This window comes from Metabacillus indicus (assembly GCF_046603695.1).
GTDB classification, from domain to species: domain Bacteria; phylum Bacillota; class Bacilli; order Bacillales; family Bacillaceae; genus Bacillus_P; species Bacillus_P indicus.
Genome location: NZ_CP176757.1, coordinates 465748 through 479092 on the forward strand (window position 1 = coordinate 465748; position 13345 = coordinate 479092).

Below are 13345 nucleotides of genomic sequence, written 5' to 3' on the forward strand. Positions count from 1 at the left end.
AAGGGAGCAGAGTTTGGTGGTACTTATCGGGCTTATAAGAACCATCAACACAAAAAAATCAGGGTTTGGTGTCACTTATCAACCTCAATCAATTTCCCCCAATAAAAAAGGCAGTCAGGACTCAGCCTGACTGCCTTTACGATTTATTTCCCCAAATCCTTTTTCGTTTGTTCACTTCGGATATTAATTTCTTTTGAGAACTCAGTGTCCTGCTTTTTATTATTTGGGTATTTGTTTTTAGATTCGCGGTTATCGTTTTTGTTTGTCATGAAAATTCCTCCTTATGATCAGCTGGTTCTTATTTTGCATCCGGAGGGAGGTTTTCATTCGCCTTAGAGAAGGGATTCCGCGCCGTCTATATACACTTCTGTGCCTGTAATGTGGCTTGAAAGGTCAGATGCCAGGAAGTAAACGAGATCTGCGACCTGCTCAGGCGACCCTGCTTTTTGTTCAAGCGGCTGCTCTCCTTCAGGAAATTCAACCGGAACTTCCACTTTCTCAATGTTTTCTTCTTCGGCAAAGGTGTTGCTGTCGATGTTTGTTTCGATTGCTCCCGGACAGATCATGTTGACTCTGATTTTATAGCCCGCAAGCTCGAGGGCGGCCATCTTCCCAAAACCGACCTGTCCGACTTTTGACGTGCTGTAGGCGGAGCGTCCAAATCCTCTGAACATGCGGGTCCCGTTGATAGAGCTTGTGATAATGATGCTGCCGCCTTTTTTCTTCATATAGGGAATCGCATATTTTATGCTTAAAAAGGTACTTCGCAAATTTGTATTGATCGTCTGGTCCCAGTCTTCCGGAGACAGATCTTCAATGGGAGTCCATCTTCCGTTGATCCCGGCGTTTGCAAAAACAATATCGAGCCTGCCCCATGTATCAATGACTTTTTTATAGCTGGTTTCCATTCTTTCGGCATCAGATACGTCGCATTCTAGAATGATGGCTTCACCGTTTATCTCTTCAATTTTCTTTTTGACGCTTTCCGTATTTTCTTCTTTTATATCAAGCAGCGCAACTTTTGCACCCTGTTCGGCAAGCTTGATCGCTGCCGCTTCTCCGATTCCTGAGCTTGCTCCGGTCACAATGGCAACTTTTCCTGAAAGATTCAATGGTTTAGCCTCCCTTTGTTATATGTAATGGAGATATTATCCCCTTTTTTAAAAAGAAGGAAACCAGAAAAAAACAGGCACATGATGTGCCTGCTGTTTAAGCGCCCTTTTTGAGAGCTGAATCCCCGTCTTTTTTTCGGAAAAGAAAGGCGGAAACGTTTGTTGATTTAGCTTTGAATAAAGGATTTAAGATAAATAACGTCAGGAAGTTGGCAGAAAGTCCCCAGAATCCTTCATAAATTCCAAATGAAAGACCTGTACCGTAGACGGTGAATGTTACGCCAAGTCCGACAAGCAAACCGATGATTGTTGCTTCCCGCGTCTGTTTTTGCCAGAAGAGGCTTAGAACGACTGCAGGGAAGATCTGCACCATTCCGGATACTCCAAGCAGCTGAAGCGAAACGAGTGCTGTCGGGAACAGAAGTCCGAATACAAGGGCAAGTCCAATAACCAAAAAGACCATGCTGCGCGTAATCATTGTCAGCTTCGCAGGCTTTACTCCAGGGTTAATCAAATCTCTGTAGATGTTGTTTGCAAACAGGTTGGATGCACCAATGGCCATAATTGAACATGGGATCAGGGATGCAAGAGCAATTGTTGAATAAGCAAGTCCCTGGGCAATGCCGCCGTATGATGTTTGAATCAGTGTAAGCAATGCAAACCGCGGATCTGTTTCGCCCGGCAGTACCAGATAAGCAATAAAGCCAAGGAAAATCACGAGAATTAAAACTACGTTATACAGGGGCAGGAACATAGAATTTTTCCTGATGGCATCTTCGCTTTTTGCTGTAAAGACGCCTGTTGCTGCGTGAGCCCACATGAAAAGTGCCAGTGACGACACGATGGCTGCTGTAGCAAACCACATCATGCCTTTAGGACCTGATTGCGGTATGGTCAAAAGCTGCGGTGCGTCTGTGATGACCTTATCAATCATCGGCGTCCATCCGCCAAAATGGATAATCGGCAGGGAGGCGACCATAAACAGCATGATGGCCCATACAAGAACATCTTTGATGATCGCGGTATAAGTAGGTCCTTTAATTCCGCTGAAAAACGTGTACAGGGCAACAAGGAAAAAGGATGTAATCACGACAACAGTAACATTGATGTAGCCTGTACCTGCGACACGCAGGGTATCCATGATGCCGCTCAGCTGCAGGTCGATATAAGGAATCAGCATCAATACGCCGACAATCGCAATCAGCGAAGAAAGGAGCTTGCTGTCAAAACGATCACGCGCATAGTCTGCAAGCGTCGTGAACTGGAATTCCTTTGCCGTTCTCCAAAGCTTTGGAAGAAAGAAATAGGCGATAAAATAAGCTAAAACGGAATAAGGAATAGCGAAAAAAGCTACGCTTCCAGCTTGAAACGCTGTACTTGTCAGGCCAAGAAATGTATAGGCCGTATATAGGTCAGCCCCGACGAGGAACCAGACGAGAAGCCCTCCGAATTTTCTGCCTCCGACTGACCATTCTTCCACAGAACTTCTGGAAGACTTGTCACGGCCTGCAAGAAAACCGATCAAGACAACGGTTAAGATGATACAAATCGTGATGCCCAGTGCTGTTGTATTTCCCTGCTGCATTATTCAAGACCTCCCTGTTTTTTCTGGATTCTGAAAATTGCCCACGTGCAAAGCGGCGTAACCGCGATCCACAGGAAGAGCCAAAATTGAAGAAACGGAAGTCCGAGAATTACCGGTTCAATTCTATTGGCAAAAGGAAGCAAAAGAATCTGTAAAAATGGGATGAAAATAAGAATACCTATTAAATATTTCTTTTTCACTAAAATGCCTCCTGTCTCGTCTTCGTTGAATGTTCACTATGATAACAAGGAAAGAAGTATTGGACAAGAGGGAATTTTTAAAATTGTTTAAAAATTTATTATTTTGGATTTTTTATTGAGGGATTTTGGAGGCGGATTGTGCAGGTGTGAGATATGACCTTTCAGCCTGGTCAGAGTTGTGTGAAGGGTCATAAGGAAGTGAAGCACTGCTCTGTTAAGAGGGACTTCACAGGTGCATGATTAGCTGCCTGACAAGGTCCAGTGCAGCAAATCAACTGCCAAATGCCCAAGATCTTGCTAGAAAAAGAGGTAATTGGCTTTCAGATAGGGAGTTGGCTGTAAATCGGGGAAAGTTGGTAGATACGCGAGCAAAGTTGGGTGTAAAATGCCCTTTCAGCGCAGCCGATTCATGTGTTAACAGCCGTTTTTTACACAAAAATCATAAAGGTCTGTATGAAGCTAAGCCTCAGGTCTTAGTTCAAATTAAAGCTCAGGCTCGTTATGGGAAAACCGCATGGAAGGTAGGATAGAACTATAGAAAGGAGGAACAGAACATGAAAAAATTCGGGTTACTGATCATTGGAGGGATTGCAGCGATTGTGCTGCTGGCAAACCTTGCACCGATGCTTGCACTGGCTATCAGCCTGGTCATCCTTTATTACGCATATAAAGGGTTCATGAAAACAGATTCAAAGGGAATGAAAATTTTCTGGGTAATCGCCGGAATCATTGCACTCTGTGCATCAGCTTCGAACCTTCCGGCAGTGATCGGCGCAGCAGCGGCATACATCCTCTATGTAGTATACAAAAAATGGAACAACAAAGAAGTGACGGCAGAAAAAGAATCAGCCGATCCTTTTACGAACTTCGAACGCCAGTGGGCGGAAATGAAAAAAAATAATTAATTATATAAGGAGAGAGAAATGATGAGCAATTTATTGACACGAATCAAAGAAACACTTGCAGCCGACTTCCATGAAATTCTGGACCAAAAAGAAAAGAAAAATCCAATCGCGCTATTGAACCAGTATTTAAGAGAATGCGAACAGGAAACAGATAAAGTCCGCAAGCTTGTGGAGAGACAGTATTTGCTGAAAGAAGAGTTTTCCCGTGAATTAAAACAGGCAGAGGAGCTTGCCGGGAAACGCAAACGCCAGGCCGACATTGCCGCACAGGCAGGTGAAAGCGAGCTGCATGAATTTGCAGTGAGAGAGCATGAACAGTATCAGGAACGGACAGTGAGAATCACTGAATCTCTCAAAGAAGTGTCAGGTCAGCTTGCGGAACTTGAACGCAAGTATGAAGAAATGAAGCATAAACTAAAGGACATGTACATCAAACGCATGGAGCTTATGGGCCGTGAAAATACAGCCCGCGCATCTCACCGCATGAATAAGGTCCTTGACAGCAGCAGCTATACTCAAGGAGCACATACACGCTTTGAAGAATTGGAAAGCTATATTGACCGACTTGAAAATGAGGTAAATACAGGCTACTACCGCAGCACAATTGACGGCAGAATCGCCCAGCTTGAAAAAGAACTGAAAAAAGAGGATTCTGCCGGCTGAAAACATGGTATCCTATAGAAGGCGCGGGTTTCTGCGCCTTTTTTTGGAAGGTGTTTTGTGTATTTTTCAGCTATCAAGCGAAAGAATATAGATTTTTGCACACTGTCTAGCTTCAGCTTTTCAAGTAAAGAGATATACAGAGTTCTGCACACTGTCCAGCTCCAGCGGCCAACTCCTCCGCCAGAACAAAATCCCCCAAAAAGTCAAAATCGGACTTTTCGTGTGATTTCTTATCTGGCTTCCGGAGCTAAACGGCCGCTTCCGCTTTTCAAAGTAAAGAAAAATATAGAATTCTGCACACTGTCCAGCTCCAGCGCTCAGCTCCTCTGTCAGAACAAACTGCCCCAAAAAGTCAAAAGCGGACTTTTCGTGTGATTTCTTATCTGACTTCCGGAGCTAAACTGCCGCTTCCGCTTTTCAAAGTAAAGAAAAATATAGAATTCTGCACACTGTCCAGCTGCAGCGGCCAACTCCTCTGTCAGAACAAACTGCCCCAAAAAGTCAAAAGCGGACTTTTCGGTTCAGTTCTTATCTGACTCCCGGAGCTAAACTGCCGTAATTACTAAGTGAAAGAAAATAGAAATTTGCACACTGTCCAGCTGCAGCGCTCAGCTCCTCCGTCAGAACAAAATCCCCCAAAAAGTCAAAACCGGACTTTTCGGGTGATCTCTTATCTGACTTCCGGAGCTAAACGAGCGCTTCCGCATTTCTAGTTAGGAGGGTAAGCCCACATGCTCAAAAAAGCAAACGCCGATGTGATTACGTATATTCTTTTAATTGGGGTCGTTCTTTTAATGCTTGAAGTCTTTTTTGATCACGGTGGACTTATCTTTTTTCTGCTTTTGTCGTCTGTCTGTGTTTATTTCGGAAAGAAGCGGCTCAGTAAAAAGACGGGGAAGCTATTGTTTTGGTTTGGGTTGATCAGTTTAATCATCACCGTCATGAATTTGTGGGCAGTGAAGTTTCTGATCTGTGCCCTGGCGATTTATCTGCTTGTTCAATACAGGCAGTCGAAAAAAAAACCTGCAGTTGTTGAACCCCAGGTAAAAGAATCTCTTACTTTGAAAAAAGAAGATGTGCTCTATAAACGGCCGATTCTTGGTAATAATGTATTTGGGCAGCAGTCAACGCCTGAAGATATTTATGAGTGGAATGATATTAATATACAGAATGGCATCGGCGATACGATTGTTGATTTAAGCAATACGGTACTGCCGAAAGAGGAAAATATGATTGTCATCCGCAATTTTATAGGGAATGTAAAGATCCTAGTCCCTTATGAAGTGGATGTGTCTGTCCAGCATTCCTCATTTGCCGGAGCTGTCCGCGTTTTCGGCCATCATGAGCCTAAGTTGTTTAATCAGAGCATCTCCTATCAGACAGCAGGGTATGACGCTTCCGTTCAGAAGGTGAAAATTATTACATCTTCTATTGTCGGAGACTTAGAGGTGAAGCGGATATGAGCAGCATTCTAAGACAAATGGCTCTGGGTGCTGCGATTTCGGTTTCTGTCCTTGTTTTTCTTTCGGCAAGTTACTTTTTCATGTTTCCTCTGAACGACTGGAGCATTCTTTGGGAGAAAGAGATGCTTGATCTTCCGTTTATTTATTTTGTGCCGGCCGTCAGTGTGGCTATTGGGCTTGTGCTGGGGCTTTTTTCTGGCATTTTTCTGCGCAGTGATATTGGACAGCTTTCAGAGGAGATTTCCCAGCTTGCCCGGGGAAAGTATGCTGATGGTGATTTTCCGAAAAAATCAGGTGATTTTGAGAAGATGTGGCATTCCTTGCGTCAGCTGCAGAAGCATTTGACGGAGCAGACAAAGCTGTCGCAAAGACTCGCAAATGAAAAAGCAGAAGAACAGGAAAAACGCATTCAGAAAATCGTCTCCGAAGAACGCAACAGGCTTGCACGCGAGCTTCACGATTCTGTCAGCCAGCAGCTGTTCGCAGCATCCATGATGATGTCTGCGATCAACGAATCAAGCGACAGCAGGACGGAGGCGGAAAACAGACAGCTGCAGATGGTTGAGCAGATGATTCATCAATCACAGCTTGAAATGAGAGCGCTCCTGCTGCATTTGCGTCCAGCCGCCCTGAAAGGAAAAACGCTTCAGGAGGGCATGAAAGATCTGCTTCAGGAACTTTCTCAAAAGGTGCCGATGGAAGTCAGCTGGAAAATGGAAGATGTACAGCTTGATAAAGGAATAGAGGATCATTTATTCAGAATCCTGCAGGAATCCGTTTCAAATACGCTCAGGCATTCAAAAGCTGAAACGCTTGAAGTGCTGTTTATTGAACGGGATGACCTGGTGCTCCTCAGAGTGATTGATGACGGGATCGGATTTAAAGTAGATGCAGCCAAAACAGGAAGCTACGGTCTGCAGAACATGCACGAACGGGCCGCGCAGCTTGGCGGAACCCTTAAGATCGTGAGTTTTCCCGGAAAAGGCACAAAGCTTGAAGTCAAAATTCCGCTTGTAAGGGGGGAAAAGGATGATTAAGGTATTATTTGTAGATGATCATGAAATGGTAAGAATCGGAGTATCTTCTTATCTTGCAGCCCAAAGCGACATTGAGGTTGTCGGTGAGGCGGACAATGGGTTTACAGCAATTGAGCTGGCCCTCGAACTGAGGCCTGATATTATTTTGATGGACCTTGTCATGGACGGCATGGACGGGATTGAAGCTACCCGGCAGATTATTGACAAGTGGCCGGAAGCGAAAATCATCATCGTCACAAGCTTCCTTGACGATGAAAAAGTGTACCCAGCGCTTGAAGCTGGTGCGACAAGCTATATGCTGAAAACATCCAAGGCAAGCGAAATTGCAGAGGCTGTAAGAAAGACATTCCATGGACACTCTGTTCTTGAACCTGAAGTGACAGGAAAAATGATGATGAAGATGAGGCAGAAGCCTGTTCATCATCCGCATGATGAACTGACTGCCCGCGAAATGGAGATCCTGCTGCTCGTGGCTGAAGGAAAAACAAATCAGGAAATAGCGGATGAACTGTTCATTGCGCTGAAAACAGTCAAAACACATGTAAGCAATATTCTCAGCAAGCTGGATGTGCAGGACAGAACACAGGCTGTTATCTATGCGTTCAAGCATTCGCTGGTCAACTAAAACACAGACTTAAGGTTTGTGTTTTTTATTTTTCAGGAAACATCGGCACCCGAGCACATTCAGCCCTCAAACCCCTCTAATCATTTACCGTTTCCTGCCGATATAAGGAGAGAACTTTCTTTTCCAAGAAGGGAATCTTAAGGTAGAAGGTAAGGAGAACGAGCATGCTGACACTTTTTTCTAAGAAACAGACAACGGATGCATTTCATCCAGTTATGGAATTTCCTGAAGATGACGCGGTCATTGCCACTTCAGAGCGCGAAATAAATGCAAGACTGATCTATATGGGTTTTACGAAAGAACAGCTGGCTGTTTTAAAAGAGCTAAAGCCTGTCGTACTTCCTCTTCTGGATGAACTTCTTGAAAAGGTCCTCACACAACTCTATAAACAGCCGCTTCTCAGCAGAATTGCTTCCGATCATTCAAGCAGAGAGCGTTTAAAGGCTGTATTTGTCGACTATTTCCAAAGTCTATTAAGCGGAGAAATGGATGCGCGGTTTTTTGAAATGAGAAAACGGATCGGCGGCACACACAGCGAGACGCATTTGCCTGTTACGTGGTTTCTTTCTACGTATTCAGCCATCAGCACACTCCTGCTTCCGAAAGTTGTGGAGCTGCTGCATCAGGAGCCTCAAAAGCTTTCAACGGCGCTGCTTGCGATTACACATGCGATTAATTTAGACTCCCAGCTTGTTGTTGATCAATATATGCAAAAACGAATGAACGAACTGAAAGAATTGAACGAGGAAAATATCAGTCTTCAAAAAGAACTGTCTTCAATCAGCCAGGAAATGGCGGCGTCCGTTCAGCTGACAGATTCCACAATGGATGATACCAGCGCAAAAGCAGAACAAATTCGCGAGGAAATTCAATCTACAAAGAAAACAAGCGAACACCTGCTCAAGCTGACGAATGAAAATGAAAAACAGATGGATGAAATGGTCTCTGTCTTTGGGGAAGTCTTTTCAAAAGTGGAAAACTCTCTTGAAGGAATTGGAGACCTTAAAAAGATCTCCGACCAGATTACGAGAATGACAAAGGAAATTGAAGGCATTGCAGATCAGACAAATCTGCTTGCCTTAAATGCATCCATTGAGGCAGCGAGAGCAGGCGATCACGGCAAAGGCTTTGCGGTTGTAGCAAGCGAGGTCAGAAAGCTTGCAGAAGATTCAAAGCGGACCAGCAATGAAATCAATGCACTTACATCAAACAGCAACAAACACATGGATACAATCGTCACCATTATGAGTTCCATGAACGAGTCCACTCAAACCTCCCAGTCCCAAATCCAGCAAGTGCGCAGCGGACTGGTTACTGTCAAAACCGAAATGGAAAACTACATGGAAATGTTTGAACGAAACAAAACAGATCTTGATGCAATCGTGGATTCCATTCAGGAAATTAATAAAACGACAGAGAGTCTGTCAGATTTGGCGAAAGTCCTTTTGGATAAAGCTGAAAGCAAGATGTGAGTCACTTTAAAGAGAGCTTAGTTGCTCTCTTTTTTTTATATGTGGGAATATAGCGGGTTGTTGGGCAGCGGGAAGCGATAGGTAGTGGTGGGACAACAGCTGGTTGTAAATGAGCAATAGTTGGTAGTAAAAGGGCGATAGTCGGTAGTGAATTTGCGGTAGTTGGCAGTAAAAAGATGATTGTTGGTAGTAAGCCGACAGTCGGTTCTAAAAATGAGTAATAGTTGGATGTAAATCATTCGTAGTTGGTAGTATATCTGCGAAAGTTGGCAGTAAAAAGATGATTGTTGGTAGTAAGCCGACAGTCGGTTGTAAATGAGTAATAGTTGGATGTAAATCATTCGTAGTTGGTAGTATATCTGCGAAATAGTAAAATGATAGCCGGTAGTAAAAGGGCAATAGTTGGTAGTAAATGAGCAATAGCTGGCAGTAAATCGCCAGACTACAAACAGAAAAAAAACCCCCATCAGCCAAAAATCGGCTAACCGGGGGATTTTTTCTATAAAGTAACAGGAATCAAGAGGAAGGATCTGCAACCTTCACAAGCTGCTTGCCTAGGTTTGTGCCTTCGAACAAGCCCAGGAATGCCTGGGGAATGTTTTCAAAGCCTTCAACGATCGTCTCTTCATACTTCAGTCTGCCTTCTTTCAGCCAGCCGCCAAGCTCTCTTGCGCCTTCGCTGAAGCGGGAAGAAAAGTCGCCTACAACAAAGCCCTGCATGAGCACGCTTGATTTGATCAAGGTTGATTCGATTCTCGGGCCGACGTCTTTGCCGTCTGAATTATAAGTGGAGATGGCTCCGCATACAGGGATGCGGGCAAATTTGTTCAGCAGTTTATGAACAGCTTCCGAAATTTCTCCGCCTACATTATCATAGTAGACATCTACTCCATTCGGGCAGGCCTCTTCAAGTGCTTTGCCGACGTTCTGTGTTTTATAGTTGATGGCAGCGTCAAATCCAAGTTCATCAATCAAATAGGAAATCTTTTCATCTGAGCCGGCAATTCCTATAACACGGGCGCCTTTAATTTTTGCGATCTGACCTACAATTGAACCAACCGCTCCTGCAGCACCTGATACGACCACTGTTTCGCCTTCTTTTGGTTTGCCGATTTCAAGCAGTCCAAAATAGGCGGTCAAGCCAGGCATGCCTAGGATGCCAAGGTAAGCCTGAATTGGCGCTAGGGAAGGGTCAATTTGACGCACTTCATTTTCGCCTGCGACAGAGTATTCCTGCCACGGGAGGTTTCCGATGACAAAGTCTCCCTTTTTCAGCTTGCTGCCGTTTGCTTCGACAATTTCGCCGACTACCCCGCCAGAGATTGGCTGGTTAAGCTCAAAAGGAGCAACGTAGGATTTTCCTTCATTCATCCGGCCGCGCATATAAGGATCAACTGACAGATAGAGAGTGCGGATCAGTACTTGTCCTGATTCGGGTGATGGAACAGGAGCTTCCGTATAGCGGAAGGTTTCAGCTGTCGGTTTTCCCGACGGGCGTTCTGCAAGCAGTATCTGTTTTTGGCTCATCTTCAAATTCCTCCTTGGGTTCTGTAAGCTTGCTCCGGTGTCTTTGGGCACTGGAACATTTGTTACTACCGTATCACCTTGTCCGTTACAAGGCAAAGAATAGCCTTCCGTGCGGAAAAAAATAATGCTGGAGGGAACACTATGATTGTCAGACGAATGAATAGACTCCAAAAAGAACAAATAACCCCTCTTTTAGAAGAAAGTAAAAGAGAGGGATTCCGCTTTGTTGAAAGGCTTTTTCATGATTTCCAAACCGGAAAAAACAAGTTCAGTCTGCCGGGAGAAGCGCTGTTTGGCGTGTTTTATAATGATAAATTAATTGCTGTCGGGGGACTGAACCGTGACCCGTACGATCAGGATCAACGAACGTGCAGGATCAGAAGATTTTATGTAGGAAAAGAGTACAGGAGAAAAGGAGCGGGAAGCCTGCTACTAGAAACGCTGTTACGTGAGGCGGTTCCGACCTTTTCAGCGGCTGTACTGCGCACAGACACAAAAGAAGCAGCCAGTTTTTATGAACGTGCAGGATTCAGTAAAATTCAGTCAGACCATGCAACACACCGGCTTACATTAGGAGGAGGAGAACTTCATGATCACAAAAGATGAAATCAGACAAAACAAGTGGCAACGGCTCGAGGATGAAAAGCTGGGAGGCTTTCCGTTTCCGCTGAAGAACCGGATTCCGAATTTCAAAGGGGCCGCCGCGGCAGCTGAACTTGTTTCACAGATGGACATTTACGAAAGGGCTGAGGTTGTGAAAATCAATCCGGACGCCCCGCAGCTTCCTTTAAGAGCCCGTGTGATCAAGGATGGGAAAACCCTTCTCGTTCCGACACCGAGGCTCAAAGCAGGGTTTATCATGCTGAAAGGAGAATGGGTTCCGCCAGGTGAAGAGAGGAAGGCTGTAAGCTTAAAGAATATCAGGCAGTATGGAAAGGAAATCACTCTATCCGAGCTGCCTAAGGTCGACTTGTTTGTCGCAGGATCTGTTGCTGTCCATAAGGACGGGAGAAGGATTGGAAAAGGAGAGGGCTACTCAGACCGCGAGTATGCCATTATGAGAGAGCTTGGCAATCCCGACATGCCTGTTATCTCCACCATTCACAGTATTCAGGTTACAGACGAAGACTTTAAGGTTGATACATATGATTTGCCGGTGGACTATATCGTAACCGAAGAGGGAATCATTGAAACAGATACTCCGTATAAAAAGCCTGACGGCATTCAATGGGACCTTGTAACGGAGGATGAAAAGAAAGAGATGCCGGTTTTAATGGAAGTGTGGAACCTTACGCACAAGGACTGAGACGGACACTGTTTTCATGTATCTGCTTTTTTGTTAAGATAACACGTGCAAGACAAAAGAGCATAGACCATATATGAGGAGAGACGAGCATGAGCAATAAACATAACCATTCGTCTGACCAAAAAGACGAGTTAGCCAGAGGGCTTAAATCAAGGCACGTCACCATGATTGCACTTGGCGGCGCCATTGGAGCAGGCATTTTTCAGGGAAGCAGTTCATCAATTGAGCTTGCAGGCCCCGGTGTTATTATTTCGTATTTGCTGGCAGGCATTATTCTTTATTTTGTGATGCAGGCAATGGCGGAAATGGCTGTGCAGCAGCCGAAAGCTAAAACGCTCAGAGATTTGATCGAAAACATTCTTGGACCATTTGCCGGCTTCTTTGCCGGATGGATTTACTTTATCAGCTGGATGCTTGTTATGGCAGCGGAGATGGCTGCAGCGGCGGGTTTCCTGAAATACTGGTTTCCGGATGTGCCGATGTGGCTTCTGTCACTTGGTGTTTCCATCCTGATTACGGTCATCAATTTGTTTGCAGTGGGTATTTTCGGTGAAACGGAATACTGGCTTGCAGCACTGAAAATTACGGTTCTTACTCTGTTTATCATTCTAGGCGGTGTCCTGATCTTTACGGGGATCAGCGGGGGAAGTGCAGCCGGATTTTCAAATCTGACAGAGCACGGCGGCTTCTTGCCGTATGGCATATCAGGAATTGCAGCCTCCATGCTCGTTGTCATGTTTTCTTTTGGCGGAACAGAGATGATTGGCATGACGCTCGGTGAAACGGAAAATCCTGAAAAAGTGATACCGAGAGCAGCACGAAGTGTCATCGTAAGGATTCTTGTTTTTTATGTTCTTCCGATTCTGATTATTGTGAGCCTCATGCCGTGGAATATGGTGGGAGCGGAAAGCCCGTTTGTCTCCGTTTTTGACCGGATCGGCATTCCGTATGTTGGAGGCTTTATGAATTTTGTCCTCTTAGCAGCCGTAATATCTGCAGCGAATACAGGCATGTATGCAGCATCAAGACTTCTTTACACGCAGGCTCTGAGCGGAAATGCACCGTCCTTCTTCTCAAAGCTGTCTGCTAAAAAGGTCCCTGTCAGAGCGCTGCTTGCGAGCACATCCTTTCTCTACATCGGTGTGATCATTGCCGTTTTTGCAGAGGAAAAGACATTTGGTTACCTGATGGTTGTACCGGGCTATGCGATTCTGTCCATTTGGATTCTGCTGACAGTCGCCCACTTGAAGAGCAGGAAGAAGGGGGAAGAGCTTCGGGGCTTTTACGTGAAAAGCTATCCTTACTCCTCCTGGTTCTCCCTGATTGCCCTGCTCGCAATCCTGGCAGGTATTCTAATTACTTCTCCTCCCGCAGGAACCATCATTGCATTTGGCGTTGCCGTGCTGCTGGTTATCCTGTATGCAGGCGGGGCAAAAAAATAATCCAGGGG

Annotated in this window: 14 protein-coding genes; 9 read left to right on the forward strand and 5 right to left on the reverse strand. The window is 45.1% G+C overall.

Annotation, left to right across the window (positions count from 1 at the left end; all coding sequences use genetic code 11):
• Positions 1 to 143: 143 nt before the first annotated feature.
• The 4 genes from ACK1LH_RS02520 to ACK1LH_RS02535 all read right to left on the reverse strand — a co-directional run bounded on the left by ACK1LH_RS02520 (position 144) and on the right by ACK1LH_RS02535 (position 2897).
• Positions 144 to 269, reverse strand: a complete 126-nt coding sequence (locus ACK1LH_RS02520) for a hypothetical protein (protein ID WP_267881666.1) — start codon at positions 267 to 269, stop codon at positions 144 to 146.
• A 63-nt stretch (positions 270 to 332) separates the two neighbouring features.
• Complete coding sequence (locus ACK1LH_RS02525; protein ID WP_411334390.1) at positions 333 to 1112, reverse strand: SDR family oxidoreductase; 780 nt, start codon at positions 1110 to 1112, stop codon at positions 333 to 335.
• 97 nt (positions 1113 to 1209) lie between these two features.
• Positions 1210 to 2697, reverse strand: a complete 1488-nt coding sequence (locus tag ACK1LH_RS02530) for a sodium:solute symporter (RefSeq protein WP_029285786.1) — start codon at positions 2695 to 2697, stop codon at positions 1210 to 1212.
• Positions 2697 to 2897 carry a DUF3311 domain-containing protein gene (locus ACK1LH_RS02535; RefSeq protein ID WP_029285788.1) on the reverse strand — a complete coding sequence of 67 codons (201 nt, stop codon included), beginning with the start codon at positions 2895 to 2897 and terminating at the stop codon, positions 2697 to 2699. The genes ACK1LH_RS02530 and ACK1LH_RS02535 overlap by 1 nt, the downstream gene beginning before the upstream one ends.
• Before the next feature lie 554 nt (positions 2898 to 3451).
• Between ACK1LH_RS02535 and ACK1LH_RS02540 the strand changes: the two genes are divergently transcribed.
• The 6 genes from ACK1LH_RS02540 (at position 3452) to ACK1LH_RS02565 (ending at position 9062) form a co-directional block, all read left to right on the forward strand.
• Positions 3452 to 3802 (forward strand): hypothetical protein, encoded by a 351-nt coding sequence (locus ACK1LH_RS02540; RefSeq protein WP_029567146.1) that lies wholly within the window; start codon positions 3452 to 3454, stop codon positions 3800 to 3802.
• 21 nt (positions 3803 to 3823) lie between these two features.
• The gene (locus ACK1LH_RS02545; protein WP_029567145.1) at positions 3824 to 4465 is read left to right on the forward strand and encodes a PspA/IM30 family protein; all 642 of its coding nucleotides are present in this window, start codon (positions 3824 to 3826) and stop codon (positions 4463 to 4465) included.
• A gap of 731 nt (positions 4466 to 5196) precedes the next feature.
• A complete protein-coding gene (gene liaF / locus ACK1LH_RS02550) occupies positions 5197 to 5928 on the forward strand; it encodes a cell wall-active antibiotics response protein LiaF (RefSeq protein ID WP_411334391.1) in 732 nt (243 codons plus the stop codon).
• Positions 5925 to 6965, forward strand: a complete 1041-nt coding sequence (locus tag ACK1LH_RS02555) for a sensor histidine kinase (RefSeq protein WP_029285798.1) — start codon at positions 5925 to 5927, stop codon at positions 6963 to 6965. The genes liaF and ACK1LH_RS02555 overlap by 4 nt, the downstream gene beginning before the upstream one ends.
• Positions 6958 to 7590, forward strand: coding sequence for a response regulator transcription factor (locus ACK1LH_RS02560; protein ID WP_029567144.1), 633 nt, complete (start codon positions 6958 to 6960; stop codon positions 7588 to 7590). The genes ACK1LH_RS02555 and ACK1LH_RS02560 overlap by 8 nt, the downstream gene beginning before the upstream one ends.
• Positions 7591 to 7754: 164 nt before the next feature.
• Positions 7755 to 9062 carry a globin-coupled sensor protein gene (locus tag ACK1LH_RS02565; protein WP_029285801.1) on the forward strand — a complete coding sequence of 436 codons (1308 nt, stop codon included), beginning with the start codon at positions 7755 to 7757 and terminating at the stop codon, positions 9060 to 9062.
• 516 nt (positions 9063 to 9578) lie between these two features.
• Here ACK1LH_RS02565 and ACK1LH_RS02570 read toward each other — a convergent pair.
• The gene (locus tag ACK1LH_RS02570) at positions 9579 to 10595 is read right to left on the reverse strand and encodes an NADP-dependent oxidoreductase (RefSeq protein ID WP_411334392.1); all 1017 of its coding nucleotides are present in this window, start codon (positions 10593 to 10595) and stop codon (positions 9579 to 9581) included.
• A gap of 135 nt (positions 10596 to 10730) precedes the next feature.
• On the opposite strand from ACK1LH_RS02570, the gene ACK1LH_RS02575 reads away from it, so the two are divergent.
• The 3 genes from ACK1LH_RS02575 to ACK1LH_RS02585 all read left to right on the forward strand — a co-directional run bounded on the left by ACK1LH_RS02575 (position 10731) and on the right by ACK1LH_RS02585 (position 13337).
• Entirely contained in the window at positions 10731 to 11195 is a 465-nt protein-coding gene (locus tag ACK1LH_RS02575) for a GNAT family N-acetyltransferase (RefSeq protein WP_411334393.1), read from the forward strand.
• Positions 11179 to 11895 (forward strand): 5-formyltetrahydrofolate cyclo-ligase, encoded by a 717-nt coding sequence (locus ACK1LH_RS02580; RefSeq protein WP_411334394.1) that lies wholly within the window; start codon positions 11179 to 11181, stop codon positions 11893 to 11895. The genes ACK1LH_RS02575 and ACK1LH_RS02580 overlap by 17 nt, the downstream gene beginning before the upstream one ends.
• Before the next feature lie 89 nt (positions 11896 to 11984).
• Complete coding sequence (locus ACK1LH_RS02585) at positions 11985 to 13337, forward strand: amino acid permease (RefSeq protein ID WP_411334395.1); 1353 nt, start codon at positions 11985 to 11987, stop codon at positions 13335 to 13337.
• Positions 13338 to 13345: the final 8 nt, after the last annotated feature.